The organism is Providencia sp. wls1943 (assembly GCF_009706275.1).
Lineage (GTDB): Bacteria > Pseudomonadota > Gammaproteobacteria > Enterobacterales > Enterobacteriaceae > Providencia > Providencia zhijiangensis.
Genome location: NZ_WLTU01000007.1, coordinates 171,176 through 195,719 on the forward strand (window position 1 = coordinate 171,176; position 24,544 = coordinate 195,719).

Consider the following 24,544-nt stretch of genomic DNA (forward strand, 5'->3'; position numbering starts at 1 on the left):
TTTTGTGCGATATGCAGATAGATTGTCATTTAATGCTATCTTACATTGCACATTTACTCTATAAAATGCCATGTAAATATATAAAAAGCTTTGTAACTCAATGAGATTATCTTACTAATTTCTTCATTATGATAGTAGAAATAAAGAGATCGTACCTGCATAAATATGCTAAATAGAGTTGTAAACGTTATATTCTTCAATGTATTGTTTTTGAAAAATAAAAGATGACTGAGGTTACGTTAAGGTAATGCAAAAATTTATATTAGCCGCCTTGTGTTTAGTGAGTTATTCAGTGTTTGCCGAATCAGCTGAAAATCCTTTTGTTTTTGATAGACAAATACTGAAACACGATGGCAAAGAGACTCATTATTACCTGCTTAAAAGTGGACTCTAACCCCTTTAAAGAACTATTGGTATTAATCCAAGGCTCCGACTGCAAAAGTGTCGTTAATAACCAAAATATGATTAAGAATTTTAGGGGAGTATTACCTAATAGTGATGTGCTTTTAGTAGAAAAAACAGGCTTAACACCTGATGTGGGGCTAGATGATCCAAATGCCTTAGAAGAGGATTGCCCTGTAGAATATATGAAGAACGACTCTTATTTTGAAAGAGTGGATAACTATATTGCTGTGCTGAACCAGTTGAAAAATCAGTATCAGCATATTGTTATATTGGGCGGTAGTGAAGGGGCGATAGTGACGAATATTATTGCGTCTAGAGTTGATTTTATTGATGCTGCTATTTCGCTAAATGGTGGCGGACAATTTTTTATTAATGATGTGATTTACTGCATTAATAAAAGTTTACCTGCTGAAGAAGCACAAGGTGCAATAGAAGGGTTTAACCAGTTTGCAGATGCGGTTTTTCATGACCATTTAGACGATGACCAATTTCCCAGTAATCACGGGCAAAATTGGTGGTATGAAGCCTTAACGATAGATAATAAAAAACTACTTCAAGGTGTTCGTAAACCCCATTTAGTGATCCAAACGCTCACCGATATTAATGTGGACGTGGAAGGTTCACAAAAAATGATGAGTGAGGTTAATAACCCAAATATTACGTATAAAACCTATTCCACATTAGACCATTATTTTAAAGATGGTCATGACAATAATCAGACAGCCGTGGTTATTGCTGATATTCAGGATTGGTATACAAAATTAAATATCAAAAAATAACTCGGGAGGAAATTGAGATTGCTGTCACTATGGGATATGGGATAGCATTTGTTGAATTAAGAGAAGATTAAGGAATATCTGTGAATAATATCCCCGAAACCATCACGTTCTTTGAGCGTTTATTACCACTAGTTGTTTCCGGTGAAAAAGTGATCACCATTCGTGATGAAAGCGAGAGTCATTACGTACCAGGCTCGGTTGTCAAAGTACATGCTTTAGAAACAGGCAAGTATTATACCGACATTGAAATACTTTCTGTTGAGCCACTAAACTACGATGATATTTCCGAGTATCACGCAACTCAAGAAGCGATGACATTAGAGACGTTGAAAGCCTTAATTCGTGAAATTTATCCCACTGAAAACTGCCTGTATGTTATTCATTATCGATTAACAACCGCAAGCGCTTAAATCACGATAATTGTTTTTTCACCAGTTTGATAAATGCTTTTGTGGCTGGAGACGCATCACTGTAATTATTAACAGCAAAGGCAATATCCCGAGTCACGCGGGGAATTAATGGTTTTACGACGATGTTGCTAATATTTTCGGGGATTGCGAGTTGAGCCACAATCGATACGGCTTCATTTCGTGCAACCAATGAAAAAGTACTAAGAAGCTGGCGAGTTCTAAATTGAATGTTAGGTGTCAGCTTTTGTGCAGAAAATAGTCCCATCATAATTTTACCTGAGCCGGCTTGAGTTAAGTTGAAAGGGTACTCACACAATTGTTTTAGTGTAACCCCGTTGTACTGAGTCAATGGATGGTTTAGCGGCAAAATAGCCACATATTGGTCGTGCTTTATGGGAAAAGTATCAAATCGTTCATCTGGCAAGACCACAACACCAATATCTATGCGCTTTTCTTGTAACCATTGAGCCACGCTCTCATCGTCGCCCTCATCAACAATAATTTCAATGCTTGGGTATTGCTGACGAAAGACCTTTAATAATGGGGGTAGAATACCTGTTGAAGAGCCGGGGCCGAAAGATCCTATCCGTAAAACACCTTTCTTTAATCCATTGGATGCTAGCGCTTCTTGCCGCATTGCTTCTTGAAGACTCAGTATATGTTGGGCGCGGTTTAACAGCGTATTACCAATTTCGGTCAGAGTGACTTGATTTTGTTCCCGCGTAAATAGACTGACATTGAAATCTTTTTCGAGAGATTTAATGGCATGTGAAACCGCAGATTGGGAAATACTCAAAGACATTGCCGCCAAGGTAAAACTTTTTAGCTCAGCAACACGGGTAAATATTTCCAGTTGGCTTAGTGTCATGAGTGAATACTCATTTGATTATGATCTTCGATAACAAATACCTTATCTGTATCGAATGATTGAGTCAATAAAGTGCACAATATCTGATCTGGATGGGGAATATCGCGATGGAATTAAAAATAACAAAAAGGCAAGTTCAACAAAAGTCAGTCAATATTGTTGTTCTGAAAATGATTTGTGTCTCGATTTTATGGGGAGGAACGTTCATTGCTGGTAGGGTGTTACAAACCGATATATCACCATTATTTTCCGCGACGGTTCGCTTTATTTTTGTGAGTGTATCATTGGTCATTTTGCTGAGTTGTACTCGCATTGGTTGGGTTAGAGTGAATTCGCGTCAGTTTTTTCAAATTCTAATATTGGGATGTAGTGGCGTATTTGTCTATCAGGTATTTTTCTTCTATGGATTACAGCTTATTCCGGCATCACGAGCAGCATTATTAGTTGCAATAAACCCCGCAATGATTGCGTTAATTTCATACCTATTATGGCGCGAAAAAATCACGAAAATTAAAGGCGTGGGGATTAGTTGCTGTGTATTAGGCGCCATTATATTACTCTCAGGGAAGAATTCAGATGCGAGTGGCTTTTTAATAAACCAAGGGGATCTTGCCATATTGGGCTGCGTGGTGAGTTGGGGTATTTATACTGTGGCGGGTAAAAATGTGATCCGTGAAATTGGAGCTATACATACGGTCGCTTATGCTGTGCTATTAGGAACCGTATTATTGGTTATCGCGTCAAGTATCACGGGGCAATTAACACTTAGCGCGATGACACATTTAACAAATATCGATGTTATGAGCCTGTTATACCTTGGTGTATTAGGCTCTGCATTAGCTTATATTTGGTATTACCAAGGTGTTGACCTGTTAGGTGCAGCTGGGGCTGGTTCATTTATTGCACTTAATCCGTTGACGGCGGTAATAATAGGAACGTTGTTTTTAAATGAAGAAATTACATTCTCTGCGCTATTAGGTGGAGTTGTGATTATCTTCGGGTTATGGCTAACCAATAAACCTCGAGTATAAAATAGGCGCTCTATGGAAATAGCTGACTCCATAGAGCGATATTCATTATTTAATAGTTTTGTTGATTTCTGAATAAGCGAACAGGGCTTGAGCTCCGCCAGTATGGACAAATAATACCGGTGTTTTTTCAGTGGAGTTGTCTAAATAATCAATTAAACCCGCCATTGCTTTTCCCGTATAAACGGGGTCAAGAAGGATCCCTTCTTTTTGAGCTAATAACGCTATTGCATCTAAACCACCACGATTTGGCATGCCATACATTGGTGCGAAGAAATCATCCCAAAGTGTAATTTCAGGTGTTTTTTTAATTTGCAGTAATTCTGCTAACTCATTTTGCAGTTTTTCAACTTTTGGCGCTTGATCTTGTTGTTTACGAGAAACGGTGACACCAATGAGTTGTGAAGCAGGGAGTAATTCTTGTAAGCCAATTGCTAAACCTGCGTGAGTTCCCGCGCTACCGGAAGCTACAATCACTTTATCAAATTCAATATTGGTAGGTTTTTGTTGGGCAATTTCAATCGCGCATTGAACATAACCTAGCGCGCCCAAACCGTTGGAGCCGCCGACAGGGACAATATAAGCATCTTGCAAGTCTAACGATTTAATTAACTCTGCCATTTGTGCTTGTGGATCGGTTAATTCGTCACACATGACGCATTGAGTGCCAAATAAGTCGGTCAGTAATTTATTTCCATTATGCAGGAAATTACTGTCTTCACTTTGAATGGGATTTTCTAATAGAGCGACACATTTTAGCCCATACATGGCAGCAACAGCAGCAGTTTGGCGAACATGGTTAGATTGAATTGCACCCGCAGTTACAATAATCTTTGCATTTTGGGCTAGGGCATCCGCCATTAAAAACTCGAGTTTACGCAGCTTATTTCCGCCCATTGCCAACGGTGTCATATCATCGCGTTTAATGTAGATTTCTCGTCCATACAAACGCGATAAATTATCGAGTCGATTCAATGGGGTCGATGCTTTAAGCAAGTCAACTTTTGCGAATTGAGTTAATTTTTGTTGAAGAGACATCTAAATTCCCCTGTATTAATTGGTAAAGCCTAAATAGAGATAAATGGCAAGTACGAAGCTTGCTGTTACTAATGCATAAGGCATTTGAGTACGGATATGTTCAATATGATCACAATCAGTGGCCATAGAAGCAACAATGGCATCTGCAGAAATAGGTGAGGTCATGTCACCGAAAATAGATCCTGAAATGGCTGCGCCAATCATATATTCAATTGGCATACCGACGGATAACCCTAATTGGACACCAATCGGGATCATAATGGCAAAGGTTCCCCATGAGGTGCCCGTAGCCAGCGACATAATGGCGCTAATGATAAAGATAAAACCGATAGAAAAACCGGGTGCCATAATACCTTGGGTAACCTCAGCAATATAGGCGCCAGTATTCAGTTCAGAAGATACATTTCCCATGAGGAAAGCTAAAATCATAATTGAGCTGATTTTTAACATGCTGGCATAGCCAATAAATAGCTCTTTAAAGAAGCTATCAATATTTAATAGCTTTCTTCCGATAAACCAACAAAAAGAAACTGTGGTACCGAACATAACGCCCCAATAAACGGATGTTGAGCCGCTCCCTTTGCTGAAATCACCATCACCTGTGATATATAAGGCAACAGGAACCATTAAAACAGTCGAAAGAATAGGGATGAAAAAGTTCAAGGCTGAATGGGCATTTGGATGTTCAATAATCTCTTCTTCTTCATTTTTAAGCGAAGACTCGGCTAATTTTCCTGCCATGAAATTTTCTTGATATTTCATTTCGGCTTTTTTCATTGGTCCCCACGAAATATTGGTGAACACATAGAATAAAATGGTGGCCAATGATAGCCATGCCATTAAGTTGTAGCCGATAGATTTAATCAAAATATCGAAGGGTTCACCTGAAATAAGACCTTGGGAAATTTGCACACCAATGAGGCCCATAATCACCGCACCCCAACCATTTATAATGGCGGATGAACAAACGGAAACACAGGCTGTTTGAATAAGATAGGACATCTTTTCTGGGGCGACGCCATATTGTCTGGCTAAATTCTTAGTGGATGCTCCCGCGACTAGTTGGTTAATGGAACTTTCAATAAAAATTAAGGCAGTGATGACAATGGCAAGTAATTGTGTCGCCGTTCTATTCTTAATTAATTTTGTTTTATTTGTCAGTAACTGAACTAATGCTCGAACGCCACCTGTGACGACCACTAGGCGCATGATCCCACCAATCATAACCATAAAGACGATGGTGCGAGTATTGCCAGCAGAAGAAAATGTATCGATGATGCCATCCACCGTTCCGCGAATACCGAGTAATACATTGTGGTCATTAATGACGGTAAAACCGACTAAAATACCGAGCATTAATGAAAGCATCACCTGTCGAGTGAGAATAGCCAAAAGGATAGTGACAATTGGCGTAATAATTGTCCAAATACCATAGTCGTGCATGTGTTTACCTTGGATATTTTTATTGTATGACGTGTAGTTTGTAAGTATCAGGAAATCATAGCATTGATGGAAGTGGGCTGTCGGATATTTTCATTATATTGCAGTAGATTGTTACAAAATCCATGCTTAAAGTCAGATAATCTGCAAGATTATGGTATTGAAGGGTACGCTATCTTTGGGAGATAGCGTAATAAGAGAAATTAAACTTGAGATTGCCACTGCTGATAAGTGATACGACTAATTTCTTCTGTCTTTGTCTCGCCAATAAGCTCAATAAATTGTGGGCCTAATGTCGCATAATATTGAAAGCCACATTTTTCTTGAGCAATTTTAGATTGTTGATTGCCTTGGAAATAACCGCACCATAAATTATCCAGTTTGAGATTTTTAAATCCATGTCGCATGATTTCTCTGATTGCTTCAGGAATGAAACCTTTTCCCCAAAATGGTACACCTATCCAATAACTCATTTCTGCATCGTTGTCTCCAATTGGAAAATTACTCTCTTTTCCGATAGATAAACCAATCAAGCCAATAGCTTTATTGTCTTCTTTTAATGCAACGGCAAATACACCATCACGCATGAAAATGGATTGAATAATTTCCGCACTTTCTTCGACACTTTGGTGAGGCGGCCAGCCTGCAATAGGGCCGATGCGTTCGTCTTTTGCATAATGATAAAGGTCTGCCGCGTCAGTAATATTCCAAGGGCGTAAAATCAGCCTTTGTGTATATAGAATCATATTGTTTTCTCTTAATTGCCTTACCTTAATAGTCATGCCTCTTATTTTAGGTATTTATTTGCTTTTTATAATGACTAAATTTCGGTATTTTGGGTACTTTTGAAAACTAATTTTTGAGAGAAACTGTGTAGAATAGTGCAATAAAGCTAATGCGTGGGTGAAATGTGAAGGTATTAAACATGAAAGAGCTACAGCAGCATCAATCTGTATGGGAAGGGGTAGTCAGCATTGGCTCGACGACACTGGAAGGATGGCAAAATACAGTATTGTCTCCAGACTATGTGACGCTATGTATTTGTAGGCAAGGGGTTGGGATTTTCAATATTAATTTTAAGCGCTATGCCTTACGCAGAAATGAGCTCTTTGTTTTGTATGACGACACTTTTGTTATGCTACAAAAGCGTTCTCGGAATTTTATTATTGATTACATCCATATTGATAAGACGTTTGCCACCGATATCGCATTTGTTTTACCTAATTCATTGTTTGCCTATTTTAATTTTCAACCTCGCTTATCGATGTCATTGGCACAATCCACACTATTTTCACATTGGTATCAGTTATTTTTGTATTACCAACAAGAACGTGCGGAGTATGGAAAATTACAATTACGCCAACATTTACAAAATCTCTTTTTAGAAATTGCAAATCAGGTCGATTATGCCGAATCTCATGCTGTAGATGAGCGTAGCCGTAAATCACAATTATGTTGGCAATTTTGGGCGTTAATAACCCAACATTGTAAACAGCAAAGAGAGGTTAAGTTCTATGCGAATCAACTTGCGATTACACCGTTTTATTTATCGCAAATTGTGAAGGATTTTTTCAATGACCCGCCCAAGGCGCTGATCGATAGGCAAGTGGTTTTAGAAATTAAAGCTCTGTTAGAGAGAGGGACGTTCACCATTCAGGGGATTGCTGATGAATTAAATTTTGAAGATACCTCGTATTTATGCCGCTATTTTAAGCGGCATACTGGCGCGACATTAAGTGAGTTTAGAAAACGAGTAAATAAGAATTAACTCGGATCGATTTTTGTCGAATGTTTTTTAATAAAATCAATAAAACAGCGAAGCCTTGGTGAAACGGCTTGGTTACGATAATAGACAGCATTAATCGGCTGTTTCATTGTTATCGTTTTTTGTTCTAGCACCTTCACAAGCCCGCCATTGGCAAAAGCATCTAAGCTTACAAAATCGGAAGAAGAGAGAATACCCGTTCCTTGTAGCGCTAAATGATGCAGGACTTCGCCGCTGGTACAGGCGATATGGGGGGTAATTTTGAGTAAACTGCCATCGGCGTTTTCGAGTGGCCAATAATTTAATGACTCAGGTGTTGTGAAACCGAGTAAGCAATGCTTATGGAGATCTTCTATCGTTTCCGGTATTCCATATTTTTCTAAGTAAGCGGGGCTAGCAACTAGCCTTTTCTGGGTATAACCCAATAGTGTTGCACTGAGTGAAGAATCCTTTAATGTGCCAATTCTAAACGCCACATCCGTTTTTTTCTCTAATAGGTTTGTCACACCTTCATAGTTATTTATTTCTAACTCAACTTGGGGGTACCGTTCATAAAATAGTGGGATCAGCGGAGCGATAACATGGGTTAAAAATGGGGTAGATGCATCGATGCGTAGCTTACCTGATGGAATCGATTGGCGAGCGGATAGCAAATCCTCGGCCTCTTGAGCTAGTCGAACTATTTCTCGCGCTTTTTGCAAAAATGCAGCACCTTCATCACTGAGTTTGATGGCGCGAGTGGTTCGGTAAAGTAGTGTGGTTTTCACTTTCTCTTCTAAACGCAATAATGCACGACTAACGGTGGATATCGTCATACATTGCTGGTCGGCTGCCGCTGTAATGGAGCCGTAATCGACCACGCTGATAAATGTCTGGAGCTCTTCTAGTGTAATTTTCATTATTGCATTTCTCGCAAAAGTTATTCTCACCATAATGGGTTTTTCAACCTCTTTCAATATGGAAGAATTGCCGCCGGTCAATTGAGATTGGTTTATAAGGTATAAAAATGAGAATAAATACTGCATTGCTCGCGTTATCTGTTGGGGCATTCGCCATTGGTATTACTGAGTTTTCTCCGATGGGAATGCTTCCCTATATCGCTGAAAATCTTAACGAAAGTATTCCTTCTGTTGGCGCGATTGTCGTGATTTATGCGCTGGGGGTGATGATTGGAGCACCGATCATGACGTTATTATTAGTGAGTAAGCGTCCAAAGGTTGCGTTGGTTTTTTTAATGGCTATTTTCACCGTGGGGAATTTATTATCGGGTTTAGCGCCTAACTTGGTGACGCTGTCACTTTCAAGGTTGATGACTAGCCTAAACCACGGTGCATTTTTTGGTTTAGGTGCCATTGTGGCGGCCAGCGTAGTTCCAGCAGGTAAACAAGCGAGTGCGATTGCAGCGATGTTTATGGGGTTGACCATTGCGGGTATTGGTGGAGTGCCATTAGTCACTAAAATAACGCAATTAATCGGCTGGCGTGAGGCATTCTATTTAATTTCGGGTATTGGCTTGCTCACGATCGCCAGTTTAATTTTTGCTATTCCTGCACATTTACAAGGTAGCCAGGTTAACGTTAAAAATGAATTGCGTATTTTAAGACGCCCATTAGTGATGTTAGGTATGTTATCGACGGTACTCGGAGCAAGTGCAATGTTTACCTTATATACGTTTATAACACCAATGTTGATGAGTTTCATTCAGGCATCAGACCAGACAATTACAATGATGTTAATGGTCATTGGTGTTGGTTTTAGTATCGGTAATTATCTTGGTGGTTATTTTGCGGATAAAAACTTATATCCAACTTTATTAACTTTGTTTGTATTATCGGCAATAAGCATGGTGATGTTCCCGATCATTGCGACAAATATCGCTGGGGCTACCGTGGGTTTATTATTCTGGAGTATTGTTAGTTTTGCACTTGTTCCACCCATTCAAATTTTAGTGATGAATGCGGCCGTTGGCGCACAAGCGCTAGCATCTTCTGTGAATATTGGCGCATTTAATTTGGGAAATGCCATTGGGGCGGCTGTCGGTGCGGCGATTTTATCTCATGGTTACAGCTACACGACGATGAGTTTTATGGGGGCATTATTGGCGATAATCGGGTTTATGGTAATTCTACTGATCGTACGTCGAAAAAACAGTGAAACACAAACGCAGGAAATGGTTTGTAACGCGAATTAAAAAGCAAGGTTTAGAGTGTTCGGCATATAATAACCAGAGATACTGATCACGGTGAAATCAGTAAAGGGTTAAATATATGTCGACGAAAAATCAATGGGTCACAGATGAGCAGCGCTGGAATGCGCTGAAACTACGAGATAAAGCCGCAGATGGTTATTTTGTGTATGGTGTGAAAACATCGAAACTTTATAACCATCCATCCGCTGCGGGACGATTACCGAAGAGAGATAATGTGCTGTTTTTTGATAATGAAGAGCAAGCGATAAAACAGGGGTTTCATTCGGGAAAACGTCGTCGTCATGAAATGTCACAGCAAGCTCAGTTTTATCAAGAAAAAATTGAGCTTGCTTGTCGGTATATTGAGCAAAACACCCAGAAATATACATTGGCTGAGTTAGCTGATTATGTCGGAATAAGCCCGTTTCATTTTCATCGATTATTTAAATTACAAACTGGGTTAACGCCTAAAGCCTATCGTGATGCTTATCTTCATCAGAAAGTAAAAGCACAATTACAGGAAAATGAGCGGATCACTGATGCCATTTATGATGCGGGTTTTCATTCGAACAGTCGTTTTTATGAAACGGCAAATTCGCGATTGGGCATGACGCCGACGGCATGGAAATCCGGTGGTGAAGGGAGCCAAATCTATTTTGCGCTGGCGGTCTGTTCGCTTGGAAATGTACTTGTTGCACAAAGTCCGATAGGCATTTGTGCAATTTTATTCGGCGATGACCCTGAGCAATTACTAAATAACTTACAAGATAAATTTCCCCATGCTCAGTTAATTGGTGGAAATAAAGCATTCGATCAAGTGGTTTCTAAAGTCATTGGGTTTATTGAAGCTCCGGAAATAGGTTTTGACCTTCCTTTGGATATTCGAGGAACTGCATTTCAGCAACGAGTGTGGCAAGTGTTAAGAAACATTCCTGCAGGGAAAACGGTGAGCTATCGTGAAATTGCAGAAAAGATGGGGGCACCTAAATCGTTTAGAGCTGTGGCGAATGCATGTGGTGCGAATATGCTAGCGGTGGCAATCCCATGCCATCGAGTGGTGAGAACGGATGGTGGATTATCGGGATATCGCTGGGGGATCGATCGCAAGCGCGCATTATTGCTAAAAGAATCAGCGAAAAAATAATAAAGCCTGTTTTGAAAAAGAATAAAGCTGCGCCAAGATTGCTATTGTCGCAGCAATTTTTAATATAAAAAGCATATATATTCTCTAATTAGATAGTTTATTTTGAAGTGAAATTATCTTTTGCTATTTATTATAGTGTGCAGTTTCTGTTTTATATCCTTCAAAAATTAATTTAATTAAAATCGTTTTGGTTTTTTTAAATATACCCTTAGATTTTTTGGTTTTTATATCTTTCATATTTTTTCCTTATAAATAATGATGTTATCCACCGAAATATGAAGGTGATGGGTTGAACTAATATAAATTTCGGGTATGGTTTGCCCTTTATGTTTTTTTCATATTCCATAAATAAAATCCTATTGCTGTATTTTGTTTATTTAGCTTCGCATGAGTAATTGACTTAAAAAAGTGACAGATTGACTTTTTTGTAAAATACAGATCATCTCGGCGAAATCTGTATTACATTACAGATACGGGATTCGATCTTAAGGAAATGAGTGCGATGCTCTATAAACAAATAGCCCAAATGCTGCAGAGCAAAATCCATCGAGGGGAATTTCTTGGTGGGGAGAAAATGCCGTCGGTACGTGATATTAGTCGCTGCCATGATGTGAGCATCACCACGGCTCAACTGGCTTATCGTGAACTGGAACGGTGTCAGCTCATTTATGCAGTACCGAAATCGGGTTATTTTGTGATCCCTGAAAAGGCCACAGCACCATTGCCTAAAGTGGCTAACTATATTCAAAAGCCTGTTCATATTGATAAATGGAACCCGACGATGGACTTCCTGCGTGTTGAAGAGCGTGCAGGAGTCACATCATTATCGTGTGCAGTACCTAATATTGCAGATAAAACCTTAGAACCGCTATGGCAAGAAATGAACATGGTGGCACGACGTCGTAATCCGCTAACACTTGAGTATGATAGCTTACAAGGGTTAGCAGCACTCAGGGAGCAAATCTATCATGTGTCCGATTATCGTCAGTCATTTACCCCCGATGATATCGTGACAACTACCAGTGCCCATCAATCACTTTCTATTGCAATTCAAGCATGTACACAAGCTAATGATGTGGTTGCTGTTGAATCACCGACGTTTCCTGGATTATTGCAAACGCTTTATGGGCTGGGCCGTAAAATCATCGAAATTCCCGTTGATCCCCAAACAGGGATTAACTTGGATAGGTTAGAAGAAGCTTTCCAATGTTGGCAGGTCAAAGCGGTGGTGGTCACGCCGACGTGCAATAACCCGATGGGCAGTATTATGCCGGAAAAGAATAAGCAAAGGTTGCTCGAGATGACTAATCGATATCAAGGTACAGTTATCGAGAATGATTGCCTAGCACCTCTTGCTTATGCCTATCCGCGACCGTCAACGATCCAATCTCTGGATACCGAAGGTCATGTGATTCTGTGCAGTTCATTTTCTAAAACCGTTGCACCGGGAACACGGACGGGGTGGATCATCCCCGGTAAATACAAAGAGAAAGTTATGCACTTAAAATACTTATCGCATTGTTCTGGCGAAGTTTTTATGCAGCAAGTGATGAGTAATTTCTTAAAAGAAGGGCACTATTTTTTGCATTTACGCCGAATGCGTCAGCAATATCGTGAATTACAGTGCCAATATCGCGAATTAGTTGAAACACATTTTCCTGCTAATACTCGAATTTCTCGCCCTCAAGGTGGATTTTCATTATGGGTCGAGCATCCTGCCACAGATACGTCGAAATTGATGGAGATTTTGCATCGCAATAAAGTGACGGTATTGACGGGTGCCCACTTTGCTACAGGCGATTGTTACCCAAACCATCTGCGTATTAACTATGCTTTAGAACTGATCCCAAGACGGCGCAACGCGATAAAAATTCTCGGGGAAACTTTAAAAATGAGCATGCTGAAATAGGGCGGAAATAAAAAAAAGAAACCCGCTAATGTTAGGCATTAGCGGGCAATTAAACATAAGGAAGATCACTTGGACTGCAGGTCACGTTTATCGCAATGATTATTTATAATGCGAGAGTTTGTTTATTTTTAATTCGCATGCCGTTAAGCATACTTAACCATGCCAGCACTGTCACCACCATTAAGATAATAAAGATAAAATACGGAGGAAGTTCAGTCAGAACGAAACCCGTCATCATTGGGTTAAATGCCCCGCCAAGTAACCCCAACGCTTGAGCAGAAAAATAGCTGGATTTCATGCCTTCTGGGGCAATGCTGTCAATTAACATATATTCGCCTGGCGCGTAAATCAGTTCACCCAAAGTGAAGATAAATGAGCCTAGCGCCCATAAGTAGAGGTTATCTCCAGATCCCATAAAGACCGCTAATCCCCCTAAAAAGAATATGCTACCAATGGTCATTAAGCGTCTTAAATTATCCTGCGTAATGCGTTTGCCAACCGTGTATTGCAATGTGACAACGACGACGGTGTTGACGGGTAAAATCACGCCAATCACCGCTTGTGCAAAATCACTGTTAGCTACAGTGATCACATATTGGGAGATCCACGTGGTAAAAGAGCCAAATACAAGTGAACCAAGAAAAGTGGAGAGAATAAACCAAGCCAATGCACGGTCGTGGAGCATTGCTTTGGGGTTCCACACTCGAGGTTGACCATCAACATGGCTAGCAGGTTTGGTGCTTTGAACAAACCGCTGGATAAAAAAGATTGGGGCGGCGGCGGAAACTGCTGCTAGCCAAAAAGGTAAATTAATGCTGTACATTAATAACCATGTGCCCATTGGTGGCCCGACCGTCCAACCGATATTAATAAAGGTGTAATTGAGCGAAAATACTTTAGTCTTTAAGGATAATGACAACGTATCTGCAAAATAGCCTTTTAAAACAGTCGAAAAAACCGAATAAGAGCAGTTAATTAGTGAGAAAAATATAATCACCAATAGTGCATTGTTCATGAGCGGAATTGCGATAAATCCACAAATGAAGGCGATCACGGCAATAAGCATGCAGCGTTTTTTGTCGACTTTATCCGCCAACATGCCAAATCCCATACTGAATAACACACCGACCGTTAAGGCGATAGTCATAGCAACACCGACGATATCGATCGCCATATGGTATTGGCGTGTCAGATAGATCGCCATAAATGGTAATGTGGCACCGCGCCCGATGGTTAATAGCAGCGAAGACGCGAGCAGGGCAGTATTCGAGATATTGGACTTAGAAAACATGGCTCACGACCTAGGAGTACATTGTTGTTATAAAAATGGTTGTTATAAAAACGATAGCTATAAAAACGATTGTTATAAAAATGTTTTATGTAATTTTGTTATATAAAATACATAAAATTACGGCACCAAGAAACGGGTTATTAGGGAGGGAAATCAAAACAATATTTTGATCATGCTATTGTGCCATTGCCAACCAATTATCTGGCTAAAGATAGCGACGGAACAGATAGTAGAGTTATCTGCTATCAGCTTAACTGCATAAAAAATCAATTAATTATTGACTCATCATCCGATTTAATTGGCATATAAACCAAGAGTCGGTTGCCTTTCTCAATATCAAAAGTCAGCGAGGTGTAATCATATTGCTGAGCGCGACCTTGATAAATAATATCTCGGACTCCAGTACACGGCTGGTAAATCTCATGGCGATGCCATAAATCATAGAATGTCGATGATTCTGTACTTAACGTTTCAATGAGTTTTTTAATATTAGGATCGTGTTTGGTGCGTGCATAATCTCGGCGGAAACTGGCTAATAGTTGCTGTGCGACCTGTGACCAGTTTGCAAATCGCTCTTGATAACGCGGATCCATAAACAATAAATACAAAAAATTACGGTAGTAAGGTTCGGCTTCTGAGAAATGGAAATGTTCGTCTGCTTGTGAGTTATAGGCCAATACATCCCAGTGCAGATTGAGCACATAGCATAAATAGTGACTCGGAAAATCTGCAATTAATCGTGAAATTGCAGAAGGAACCGTATGCTCAGTATTCGCTGAAGCTCTTGGTTCACGGTTTTGAGTAAGCAGATACAAATGCTGGCGTTCTGCGCTATTCAAACGTAATGCCTGAGAAAGGCTGTCTAAAAATTGATTAGAAACGCCAATTTCACGCCCTTGTTCTAGCCACGTATACCAAGTTAGCCCAACTCCCGCTAATGCAGCGACTTCTTCTCGGCGTAATCCTGGAGTACGGCGGCGCGTGGAGCAGGGCAAACCTACCTGTTCTGGCGATACGCTTTCACGTTTGTTTTTTAAAAAATTGGCAAGTTCAGGGCGAGTTCGTTGTCTATTTTTCATAGCCTAATACTTTTAGTAATAGTATAAATGGTTAAATTGTAACAGGATAATAGGTTGATTATAGTCCTCATTTATTCATCTGTATTGGTTAATGAGTGTACTATGAATCAACAACAAAAAGCGGCATTAGGTGTTTTATTATTGGCCGGGTTTGTCACCATATTTGACCTGTTTGTGGTGAATGTCGCCATCGTGAGTATCGAGAAATCGTTAAATGCTAATTTGACAGAATTAACGCTAATTATTGTCGGTTATGAGCTAGCTTTCGGTTTATTGCTGATCACAGGGGGACGACTGGGAGATGTTTTTGGTAAGCGAACGCTATATCGGGTTGGAATGTTTTGGTTTGTATTTTCATCATTATTATGTGCGCTTGCACCGACTGCCACATTGCTCGTTGTCGCTCGTCTTATTCAAGGATTATCTGCCGCGCTACTTTTCCCGCAGGTGTATTCCAGCATTCGGATTAACTTTACAGAATACCAAGCTAAAAAAGCGTTTGGTTATTTAGGCATGACATTAGGTTTAGCTGCAATTGCGGGGCAGGCATTGGGTGGTTGGTTAATTACGCTTGATCTTTTTGGGCTAGGATGGCGAACTATTTTTCTGGTTAACTTACCGATTGGCGTTATTGCATTAGAGTTTTCCCGTTATTTACTCGAAGGGGATAAACTGCAAGTTAATCTTGATTGGTTAGGTGTGCTGTTATCCAGTGTTGGCATTGGTTGTGGATTATTGCCGTTTTTAATGTTGCCAGTATGGGGCTGGAATATGATGAGTAGCGGGTTATTCGCTGTGGGTTGTTTGGTTTTAGGCGGCTTTGTTTATTACGAAATTGAGCGAGAAAAACGCCAATTAACACCTTTATTCAGTATGCGAATTTTGCTCAATATACCTTTTATTATTGGGCTAATGGTCGTCATGAGCGTGTATGCAACATCATCAGCATTTCCTTTGTTACTCTCTATTCTGCTGCAAAATGGGTTTGGCTTAACGCCACTTATTGCCGGATTGGTGTTTGTTCCTTCCAGCATTGGATTCGTTGTATCGTCTTTTTTGACACCCAAATGGGTTTACCGTTGGGGAGATAACACCCTGTTATGGGGAGCTATCCTGTATGGGGCAAGCTATCTTTTGTTAATCGTCGCGTTAAGTGGTGGCCAACTTGGTACCGGAGTTTGGGCGTTATCCCCCATTTTATGTACGATTGGCTTTACTCAAGGCATGATCATGACACCGATGCTTAATTTGGTTCTTTCCAAAGTGTCTCACAGGGAAACGGGAATGGCATCAGGTTTGACGGCTACATTACAGCAAGTAGGCGCAGCCGTTGGTGCGACGGTCGCTTCGGTGATCTTACAGTATGGATTGATTCATTTCGAAGATGGAAATTCTCTGGAAACTTTACGTCAAGCAACATGTTTAAGCTTGGGTTTCAATGTGGTAATGGCGATATGTGCTGCGTTGTTGCTGAAATGGTTGGTTACGAAAGCGAACTTTAAACCTTGTTGAATCATTAAAAAAAGAGCGCAAGGGAATGCGCTCTTTCGAACCTTCAACCTTTCAATAAAATGCGGTCATTATAATGAAGCGAGATAAATTCGGCGGCTCACTTCAGGGGTAATATCACGATGCTCTCCGAGAGTCACCATGCTATGCGCCACAAGGCTTTCGACTAAAGGCTCTACGATTTCTTGGTTGAGCTGATAATCTTTAAAGCGTGTTTTCACTTGCATTGATTCGAAAAAGTCTCTTGTTAATTCAATGGCTTTGAGTGCTTTTTCTTTTTCGCTACCGTCACGGATATCCCAGACACGTTCCGCATACTGTGCCATTTTCGCTTGTTTCTGAGGCAGTTTTTCTTCCATTAAGGACGGTAGGATGATGGCTAAGGTTTGGGCATGATCTAAACCGTAGAGAACGGTGATTTCATGACCTAACATGTGGGTAGCCCAGTCTTGCGGTACGCCAACACCAATTAAACCATTTAACGCTAATGTTGCTGTCCACATTAAATTGGCGCGAACATCGTAATTGGTTGGATTTTCTAAGGCTTTCGGACCAATATCGATCAAGGTTCTCAGTAAACCTTCAGCAAATGCATCTTGAACATTGGCATTCACAGGGTAGGTGAGATACTGCTCGATAACGTGTACAAACGCATCCACAACCCCATTACTGATTTGGCGAGGCGGTAATGTGTAGGTTTTAACGGGGTCTAAAATAGAAAATTGTGGGAAAACTTTGTCACTCATAAAGGCTAATTTTGCATGTAATTCCTCACGGGTGATCACAGAGCCTTTGTTCATTTCAGAGCCAGTTGCAGGGAGGGTCAACACTGTACCAAAAGGTAATGCGTGTGCAATAGTGGCGCCACCGCTGGTCACTACTTCCCATTTATCGCCAGCGTAATTGACTGCTGCAGCGATAAATTTAGTGCCATCAATGACGGATCCACCGCCAACGGCCAGTAAAAAATCATAACCTTCGCGTTCAATCTGCGCGACAGCTTTGATTAAAGTTTCATAGCGAGGGTTAGCTTCAATCCCACCAAAATAGCCAATTTGGCGATTTTTCAATGCGCTAGCAACTTCATCGAGGGTGCCATTCTTGCGAGCACTTTCACCGCCAAATAGCACAAGGACTTTTGCATTCGTGGGAACCAATCGGTCCAATTCACTGATTTTACCTTCACCAAAAACAATGCGCGTTGGGTTGTAAAACTCAAAATTATTCATATACAAACCTTTGGTTGGGAATGGTAGGGGATGTCATTTGGCATCGGTTAGGGTTAAAAACGTTGAGATTGCACTAGTATACACTCGAAACTATTCAAATGATGATCAAAAAGTTTGATTGGAACTTGGTTTATATATCGCTGTATTTTCAACTCGTTATCCGTTTTCTGGCAAGTAATTTTCAATAGATAGCACTTAATGCTCATGATTAATTTGATTTCAGTATCATTGCGATCAATATTTAATTCATTCGAATGAATTAAATATAATATAAACGAGGAAATTATGATGAATTCAATGATACCCGCTGCATTTACCTTACAAGAGCGCGATAGACGATGGAATTTGGCTCGCCAAATACACCCTAATATTGAGCGAGCAGCACAAGTTTCGCGAGAATGTTATGAGATAGGTGTAGAGAATCTCAAAGAAGGCATTACCTTTGGGGAGTTGGTGGACAAGATGGAACAACCATTATTAAAGGCAAAAGGTTGGCATGTTCATCCGCTTATTCATAGCATTAATCCTTATGGACCAATTGGCTTTGGTATGGCTCCCGGAATTGAAATATTACCATTAGCACAAAAATATGGGTATATAAGCCGGTTACCGAATCCTGGGCGTGAATTAGCCTTAAAAGCAGGAATGACATTTGCGTTTGAACCTAATTGTGCCTTTGATTATCATTTATGTAATTTAGGCGGTACCGTGATTGTGGGGAAAGACAAGAGGATAGAATTAAATAATAATTCGACGCATTTAATGCGTGCCGACGTATAATATGTCTCATTTAATGTAATTAGGGTTTCAGCTGCATATGACAGAAATAAATAAGAACACACTCTCTTCAGAGTTGACGAAAGAAAAATTAATCAATGAAGGCATCAAACAGTTTGCTCTTTATGGTATTAATGGCGTAAGAACTCGTCAACTGGCTGAAAGTGCGGGAGTTAACCAATCTGCCATCCCTTATCATATGGGTGGAAAGATGGGGGTCTATGCAGCTGTTATCCATAAAATTGCGGCAGATCTTGCCCAAATGAGCAATGTGAGCGTATTTGATGTGCAGTTTGAGCAGTTAAAATCACGGGCAAACCATGAGGTAGCCGAGGTTGAATCATTACTCCGGTTATTAATAAAAGGGCTGGGATTAGCGTTGTTGTCGCCGGGGCATGAATATTATTCCATATTAATCCTAAGAGAGCAGTTGGAGCCTACCGAAAACACCGAGATTATTTTTAAAGAGTTTATTGAGCCTTTTCATTCTCGATTAACGTCACTTATCCAATTTATTACGAATGAAGATCAGGCGACGGCGATTATTTCAGCACATGCTTTAATTGGGCAAATTTTGGGATTTGTGATTGCGAAAAAATCACTCTTAAAACGCTTGAATCAAAAAAATATTGATAAAGATTTATTGGATAAAATCCTAGAGCAAGTGAGTATCTTTGCGTGTAATGCCATCATATCTCGTTAATTTTTAATTTATGTCATGTTAATTTTAAGCCGTTGCATTAAGATGATAGAAAGCGATTAAGCTTAATTATCAAGGGTAGACATTAAAGGTAAACGAATAAATTATGCGGCGGTTCATTCAACTAGATCTTCCTCCAGAACCTGTTATTAATGAAAAGTGTGTCCATAAGCGCTTGAAAAATAGTGTTTGTGACAACTGTGCGAGCAGTTGTCCAGTGGGCGCGATTTCTTTTGGTTTTATGGATGCGAAAATTGATAATGAACTGTGTTATCAATGCGGTAACTGCCTGTTTACCTGTCCAGTCGATGCGATTGAGAATATTGCCCCCCATGAACGAACCTACCAAAATGGTTTTTTGGTTATCAGCCATGATGAACCTCTCGCCAGCCCTGAAGAACTGATTGTTTGGCATCGTCAATATGCCATTCGAGGTATGCAAATTCCTGAACCGCTGGTCGACAAATGGTTGCCTGCCTTAGCTGCATTAAATTTAAAATTGGAAGCATTACAAGAGCCTATTTGGAGTTTGACCATCACCAAACCTGCTGAAGTGGACAGTGGGCGTCGTAGAATGCTTTTTCGTCAAAAATTAGATAGTCAGCCATTAGACAGTGGCAAGGTCAAAACGGGATTGAATGCCAGAAAACAGTTTTATCCTGAAGATAGCTGGTTCCATATTGCATTAGATACGGGGAGCTGCATTTTATGTGGCGCGTGCGCGAAAGTGTGCGATGAGCAGGCGATAGAGCTTGAAGACCATCAATTTAGTTTAGACGATAAGCGTTGTACTGGCTGTATGAGTTGCCAAGTGGTCTGTTTCCCAAAATCAATTCAAGTTCATCCTCATGTTGCAAAAAATAGCGAACCACAGCATTTCCATTATTTCGATGGGGCATGCCAAAAATGCCAATTACCTTTTTCGGCATGGACTGCGGAAGAAACTCTGTGCCCAATTTGCGCACAACATAAGCAGCAAGGCTGGTTATAAATACACAATTTAATGTATAAAATAAGCGCCTTTATTCAGGCGCTTATTTACAAACTTAACGTTATTAATTCACTTCACTTTCTCGCATATTCTCAATAATCATTTCAGCAATTTGAGGGTTTAATGCGGCTGGCGTATCGTGCCCCATACCTTCAATTACTTCTAATTTTGCCGTTTCAATATTATCAAAAATATCTTGACCTGAAGTGACGGGGAATAATGGGTCAATAGAACCGTGGATCACCAGCGTTGGGGCAGTGATGGCACCGAGGAGAGGTCTTAAATCACCCGTTACTGCAACGGCAGCTAACTGACGTTTAGTTCCTTCAGGGGAGTAATTACGCTGGAATGCTTGTGTAATATAGTCACGGCAATTTTCTTCATCGAACGGCACGCACGTTGAACCAATACGACGGTAAAATGCGAGTTGCCCAGCAACATAGCCGTCAAAATCTTGTTTAGGATCTACGCTAGGAGACATTAGCATTTTCATGACATCCGGCTCGCTTTGCGGCAATTGAGGATTGCCCGTTGATGACATAATTGGGCAAAGTGAAAGAGTGCGGTTCGGAACTTTTGATGCAACCACTTGCGCTATCATGCCCCCCATTGAACGCCCTACAATATGGGCTTTCTCAATGGATAAGCTATCTAGCAAGGCGATAATATCATCGGCCATTTCAAATAAGGTGTAGGGAACATCGACATGCTCGCCGTTTTGTAAGCGCTCAGCCATTTCCCCAATATTTAGTGGCGGGTAATTATCTAAATGTGGCGATAAACCCACATCACGGTTATCGGGACGAATAATATAAAAACCTGCATCGGCAATTTGTTGGCAAAATTCTGATGTCCAACTAATGTTATGCCCACCTAACCCTGCAATAAGTACGACTGCTGGGTGTTCTGGCTGACCAAAGGTATCGTAATACAGTGTTAATGGTGCTGTTTTTGTCATTTTATTTCCCTATTTTTGGTGATAGCTATTTATGCAATAACTCAGCAAGAAAGGCTAGCGCTAAAAAAAACAATCGTTACTAATTTAAACGCCATTTACTTTAGTTATTAATAATAAATCGACTTTGTTAGAGAACTTAGCGAGCTTTTTTCTGGTAATAATTGATCCCTAACAGCGTAAGCGCAGCCACAAATGACAATACCGCGACATGTAAATTGCCAATTAACCCATACAGTGAGACGAAAACACCGCCAAGCGCAGAGCCTAAGGCGATTCCGCTATTAAAAAAGGCAATATACAGGGAGCTTGTGGCTTCAATATTATGGGCGCTGTAACGCATCATCCAAGTCATTAAAGTGACAGATACGCCACCATAAGCAATTCCCCAAAGCACCATAGTGGACCATGCCATCCTTACACTCATTGGAAAGAATATATATGCGCCTGACATTGAATGACACACAGGCAATTTTGGATGCCAGTATTGAAGGTGAGGGGATTTGCCAATTAGGGGCTTTCTTAATGGGAACCGCTATTCAGCAAGGGCGGCTGCGTTCAATAAACAATTAAGCCCATTACAGTTTCTCGGCATGTTGGTGATTTTATTCAGCGTCTGGGGTAGCCAAAAAGCAGAGCGTAAATTGGCCTTGAAAAGGCAGCAACAAGCCGCTTAAATGGTCAAGGTGTCTTATTTATATAGGTAGACACCCATTTTACTGAGTGGTGACTATATGTGTGGTGACTATGTTATTTCCTGATGAAGAGAATACGATTGAGATTGCGCCCGATGCTTATCTCCTTAAAGGTTTTTTGCTTGGGCGAGGAGAGCCGTTATTAGCTGCATTGAATGAAGTGATTGCTCAAGCACCTTTGCGTCATATGGAAACCCCTGGCGGGTACGCCATGTCTGTGGCAATGACCAATTGCGGTGATTGGGGCTGGGTTACGGATAATAAAGGCTACCGATATTCCTTTGCCGATCCGATAACTCAGCAGCCATGGCCCATGATGCCCGCATTATTTAAACAGTTGGCGATAAATGCCGCTGAAAAAGTCGGCTTTTCTCATTTTGCTCCAGATGCCTGCCTAGTTAACCGCTATGGTGTGGGGGCTAAAATGTCACTGCATCAAGATAAGGATGAAGCGGATTTTTCCCAGCCGATAGTCTCTTTTTCATTAGGGTTGCCCACTATCTTTGATTTTGGTGGAGAGACGCGAGAACATCCGCGTCAAGCTATCCCATTAGAGCATGGGGATGTTTTAGTGTGGGGCGGACGATCACGGCTCAATTATCACGGGGTACGCCAAATCAAATCAGGCGTTCATCCTCAACTTGGGGCTTACCGCTTTAATCTGACATTTCGTCGCTCGCAACCAGTAATATAATGCGAGGGTAATCATCTAAAAAATATCATTGAACATTGAATGATATACGCATATAACTGTTGGCTTATTTTTAATAGAACATGAGTTAACGGTAGGTTGCCAATGTACAGCTTTATTAATGATTATAATGAAATAGCGCACCCAGCAGTGATGGAAGAACTTAATAACTTAGCGGGGAAGCGTTTTGAAGGGTATGGTACCGACACGTTATGTGCCAGTGTAGCTGAGCAAGTGAAACAGCGCATTGGGCGCCCAGATGCAGATATCCATTTCTTTAATGGTGGCACGATCACCAATTTAACTACCATCTCCCATGTATTAAGACCTCATCAGGCGGCTATCGCGGTAGATTCAGGGCATATTGCGGTGCATGAGACGGGGGCAATTGAAGCCACAGGGCATAAAGTTTTCACTGTTCCTTCAGCATCGGGTAAGTTAACCCCAGCGCTGGTTGAGCAAGTTTTGGCACATCATACCGATGAGCATTGTGTACAGCCAAAATTGGTGTATATCAGTAACTCCACAGAAATTGGTACTGTGTACCGTAAAGATGAGCTGGTTGCGCTGCGTAAAGTGTGTGATGAGCATGGTTTATGGCTGTTTATGGATGGCGCACGTTTAGCCTCCGGCTTAATGTCCCATGCGAGCGACGTGACGATTGAAGATATCGCTCAATTGACGGATGTTTTTTATATCGGTGGTACTAAGATTGGTGCACTGACCGGTGAAATCCTAGTGATTTTAAACCCAAGCTTGAAATCTGATTTCCGCTTTAGTATCAAGCAAAAAGGGGGATTGCAGGCGAAAGGTTGGTTATTAGCGGCTCAATTTAACGCGCTGTTTAAAGATGACCTTTATTTCAAACTGGGTAAGCATCTCAATGAGATGGCGATGCACTTAGCGGCATTCTTTACTCAACAAGGTTTTGAGTTCTTAGCGCCAGTTGAATCAAACCAAGTGTTTGTGGTGCTACCGGATGATTTAGCGAAGAAATTGCTGGAACATTATATTTTAAGCAGTATGCCAGCACCAGAAGCGGGTAAAACCTGCGTGCGTTTGTGTACGTCATGGTCCACAAGCGAAGAGGATGTCGAGAAATTTATTCGCGTATTTAAATCACTGCGTTAATCTTGAGTCAATAACGGGTAAGCCCATATAGCGGGCTTACTTTTGTTATTATTCTGCTGGTTTTTTTAATCCGTTCAGTAGTATATCGATACTGGCAATACTCTGTTTTAGCCGCGTTTCACTCTTATCTTGTGCTATCCAATACGCTGCTTCGGACAAGCCTCCATTGAGTAATGCTGCGAGGGCGCGAGGCTCTACGTTGGCAATGATTTTATCCTCCACCAGTTTGGTGATGATCTTTTCAATGGCATCCGCGCACTGTAAGTTAGATTTTGCGATGGCTTCCCCTAACACCGCTTTAGCATCCCGTAAAATCACTTGCTGATATTCAGGCTCGAGCGCCATTTCTAAATAGGCATGACAGCGTCGTTGAAAGCTTGACCACAGGTCATCACTGTGGTCCGTGATTGTCTGTAAACGTTGGTTCATTTCAGCATCTATTTGTTCGACAACCGCCAAGAAACGGCAGTTTGTTCCTCCTAAGGGATTGATGACATGCTATGATGTGCAGCAATTCATTCC

The 24,544-nt window shown here is 40.8% G+C and carries 24 protein-coding genes and 1 pseudogene; 14 read left to right on the forward strand and 11 right to left on the reverse strand.

Annotation, left to right across the window (positions count from 1 at the left end; translation table 11 throughout):
- The first annotated feature begins 461 nt into the window (after nt 1–461).
- Nucleotides 462–1,184: an acyl-CoA thioester hydrolase/BAAT C-terminal domain-containing protein gene (locus tag GKR48_RS02905; RefSeq protein WP_230088576.1), complete on the forward strand. Its 723-nt coding sequence runs from the start codon at nt 462–464 to the stop codon at nt 1,182–1,184.
- An 80-nt stretch (nt 1,185–1,264) separates the two neighbouring features.
- The gene (gene yqfB / locus GKR48_RS02910) at nt 1,265–1,594 is read left to right on the forward strand and encodes a N(4)-acetylcytidine aminohydrolase (RefSeq protein ID WP_181477151.1); all 330 of its coding nucleotides are present in this window, start codon (nt 1,265–1,267) and stop codon (nt 1,592–1,594) included.
- Nucleotide 1,595: 1 nt separating this feature from the next.
- Here yqfB and GKR48_RS02915 read toward each other — a convergent pair whose 3' ends face one another.
- The gene (locus tag GKR48_RS02915; protein WP_154626880.1) at nt 1,596–2,462 is read right to left on the reverse strand and encodes a LysR family transcriptional regulator; all 867 of its coding nucleotides are present in this window, start codon (nt 2,460–2,462) and stop codon (nt 1,596–1,598) included.
- A gap of 107 nt (nt 2,463–2,569) precedes the next feature.
- Here GKR48_RS02915 and GKR48_RS02920 point away from each other — a divergent pair, with 107 nt between their 5' ends.
- On the forward strand, nt 2,570–3,493 hold the full coding sequence (locus tag GKR48_RS02920) for a DMT family transporter (protein ID WP_154626882.1): 924 nt from the start codon (nt 2,570–2,572) through the stop codon (nt 3,491–3,493).
- A 45-nt stretch (nt 3,494–3,538) separates the two neighbouring features.
- Here the strand turns inward: GKR48_RS02920 and GKR48_RS02925 are convergent, their stop codons facing one another.
- The 3 genes from GKR48_RS02925 to GKR48_RS02935 all read right to left on the reverse strand — a co-directional run bounded on the left by GKR48_RS02925 (nt 3,539) and on the right by GKR48_RS02935 (nt 6,714).
- Nucleotides 3,539–4,528, reverse strand: a complete 990-nt coding sequence (locus tag GKR48_RS02925; protein WP_154626884.1) for a D-cysteine desulfhydrase — start codon at nt 4,526–4,528, stop codon at nt 3,539–3,541.
- A 15-nt stretch (nt 4,529–4,543) separates the two neighbouring features.
- Nucleotides 4,544–5,971, reverse strand: a complete 1,428-nt coding sequence (locus GKR48_RS02930) for a Na+/H+ antiporter NhaC family protein (RefSeq protein WP_154626886.1) — start codon at nt 5,969–5,971, stop codon at nt 4,544–4,546.
- Nucleotides 5,972–6,171: 200 nt separating this feature from the next.
- Nucleotides 6,172–6,714, reverse strand: coding sequence for a GNAT family N-acetyltransferase (locus tag GKR48_RS02935; protein WP_154627191.1), 543 nt, complete (start codon nt 6,712–6,714; stop codon nt 6,172–6,174).
- A gap of 179 nt (nt 6,715–6,893) precedes the next feature.
- Between GKR48_RS02935 and GKR48_RS02940 the strand changes: the two genes are divergently transcribed.
- A complete protein-coding gene (locus GKR48_RS02940; RefSeq protein ID WP_154626888.1) occupies nt 6,894–7,736 on the forward strand; it encodes an AraC family transcriptional regulator in 843 nt (280 codons plus the stop codon).
- Here the strand turns inward: GKR48_RS02940 and GKR48_RS02945 are convergent.
- Nucleotides 7,733–8,632, reverse strand: coding sequence for a LysR family transcriptional regulator (locus GKR48_RS02945; protein WP_195848218.1), 900 nt, complete (start codon nt 8,630–8,632; stop codon nt 7,733–7,735). The two genes, GKR48_RS02940 and GKR48_RS02945, sit on opposite strands and share 4 nt — an antisense overlap.
- Before the next feature lie 107 nt (nt 8,633–8,739).
- On the opposite strand from GKR48_RS02945, the gene GKR48_RS02950 reads away from it, so the two are divergent.
- From GKR48_RS02950 to GKR48_RS02960, 3 genes are all read left to right on the forward strand, one after another.
- Nucleotides 8,740–9,924, forward strand: a complete 1,185-nt coding sequence (locus GKR48_RS02950) for an MFS transporter (RefSeq protein WP_154626892.1) — start codon at nt 8,740–8,742, stop codon at nt 9,922–9,924.
- Nucleotides 9,925–10,000: 76 nt separating this feature from the next.
- Nucleotides 10,001–11,065, forward strand: coding sequence for a bifunctional DNA-binding transcriptional regulator/O6-methylguanine-DNA methyltransferase Ada (gene ada, locus GKR48_RS02955; protein WP_154626894.1), 1,065 nt, complete (start codon nt 10,001–10,003; stop codon nt 11,063–11,065).
- Nucleotides 11,066–11,567: 502 nt separating this feature from the next.
- Complete coding sequence (locus GKR48_RS02960; protein ID WP_230086646.1) at nt 11,568–12,974, forward strand: aminotransferase-like domain-containing protein; 1,407 nt, start codon at nt 11,568–11,570, stop codon at nt 12,972–12,974.
- 103 nt (nt 12,975–13,077) lie between these two features.
- Here the strand turns inward: GKR48_RS02960 and ydeE are convergent, their stop codons facing one another.
- Nucleotides 13,078–14,265, reverse strand: coding sequence for an efflux MFS transporter YdeE (ydeE, locus tag GKR48_RS02965; RefSeq protein ID WP_154626898.1), 1,188 nt, complete (start codon nt 14,263–14,265; stop codon nt 13,078–13,080).
- 266 nt (nt 14,266–14,531) lie between these two features.
- Complete coding sequence (locus GKR48_RS02970) at nt 14,532–15,344, reverse strand: helix-turn-helix transcriptional regulator (protein WP_154626900.1); 813 nt, start codon at nt 15,342–15,344, stop codon at nt 14,532–14,534.
- Between the two features lie 102 nt (nt 15,345–15,446).
- On the opposite strand from GKR48_RS02970, the gene GKR48_RS02975 reads away from it, so the two are divergent.
- A complete protein-coding gene (locus GKR48_RS02975; protein ID WP_154626902.1) occupies nt 15,447–16,856 on the forward strand; it encodes an MFS transporter in 1,410 nt (469 codons plus the stop codon).
- A gap of 68 nt (nt 16,857–16,924) precedes the next feature.
- Here the strand turns inward: GKR48_RS02975 and GKR48_RS02980 are convergent, their stop codons facing one another.
- Nucleotides 16,925–18,082 (reverse strand): iron-containing alcohol dehydrogenase, encoded by a 1,158-nt coding sequence (locus tag GKR48_RS02980; RefSeq protein ID WP_154626904.1) that lies wholly within the window; start codon nt 18,080–18,082, stop codon nt 16,925–16,927.
- A gap of 354 nt (nt 18,083–18,436) precedes the next feature.
- On the opposite strand from GKR48_RS02980, the pseudogene GKR48_RS02985 reads away from it, so the two are divergent.
- The 3 genes and pseudogenes from GKR48_RS02985 to GKR48_RS02995 all read left to right on the forward strand — a co-directional run.
- Nucleotides 18,437–18,862: pseudogene (locus tag GKR48_RS02985) on the forward strand (M24 family metallopeptidase); the annotation flags it as partial.
- A gap of 37 nt (nt 18,863–18,899) precedes the next feature.
- Nucleotides 18,900–19,562 (forward strand): CerR family C-terminal domain-containing protein, encoded by a 663-nt coding sequence (locus GKR48_RS02990; RefSeq protein WP_154626906.1) that lies wholly within the window; start codon nt 18,900–18,902, stop codon nt 19,560–19,562.
- A 103-nt stretch (nt 19,563–19,665) separates the two neighbouring features.
- Nucleotides 19,666–20,550, forward strand: a complete 885-nt coding sequence (locus GKR48_RS02995; protein WP_154626908.1) for a 4Fe-4S binding protein — start codon at nt 19,666–19,668, stop codon at nt 20,548–20,550.
- Between the two features lie 64 nt (nt 20,551–20,614).
- On the opposite strand, the gene GKR48_RS03000 is transcribed toward GKR48_RS02995, so the two are convergent.
- Both GKR48_RS03000 and GKR48_RS03005 read right to left on the reverse strand, forming a co-directional pair.
- Nucleotides 20,615–21,508 (reverse strand): alpha/beta fold hydrolase, encoded by an 894-nt coding sequence (locus GKR48_RS03000; RefSeq protein WP_154626910.1) that lies wholly within the window; start codon nt 21,506–21,508, stop codon nt 20,615–20,617.
- Nucleotides 21,509–21,644: 136 nt separating this feature from the next.
- The gene (locus GKR48_RS03005; RefSeq protein WP_154626912.1) at nt 21,645–21,920 is read right to left on the reverse strand and encodes an MFS transporter; all 276 of its coding nucleotides are present in this window, start codon (nt 21,918–21,920) and stop codon (nt 21,645–21,647) included.
- Nucleotides 21,921–21,946: 26 nt separating this feature from the next.
- Here GKR48_RS03005 and GKR48_RS17990 point away from each other — a divergent pair, with 26 nt between their 5' ends.
- From GKR48_RS17990 to GKR48_RS03015, 3 genes are all read left to right on the forward strand, one after another.
- Nucleotides 21,947–22,078, forward strand: coding sequence for a hypothetical protein (locus tag GKR48_RS17990; RefSeq protein WP_255425012.1), 132 nt, complete (start codon nt 21,947–21,949; stop codon nt 22,076–22,078).
- A gap of 174 nt (nt 22,079–22,252) precedes the next feature.
- Nucleotides 22,253–22,894: a DNA oxidative demethylase AlkB gene (gene alkB / locus GKR48_RS03010; protein WP_154627192.1), complete on the forward strand. Its 642-nt coding sequence runs from the start codon at nt 22,253–22,255 to the stop codon at nt 22,892–22,894.
- 102 nt (nt 22,895–22,996) lie between these two features.
- Entirely contained in the window at nt 22,997–24,022 is a 1,026-nt protein-coding gene (locus GKR48_RS03015) for a threonine aldolase family protein (RefSeq protein ID WP_154626914.1), read from the forward strand.
- Between the two features lie 48 nt (nt 24,023–24,070).
- Here the strand turns inward: GKR48_RS03015 and GKR48_RS03020 are convergent, their stop codons facing one another.
- Complete coding sequence (locus GKR48_RS03020; RefSeq protein WP_154626916.1) at nt 24,071–24,451, reverse strand: hypothetical protein; 381 nt, start codon at nt 24,449–24,451, stop codon at nt 24,071–24,073.
- Nucleotides 24,452–24,544 lie beyond the last annotated feature (93 nt).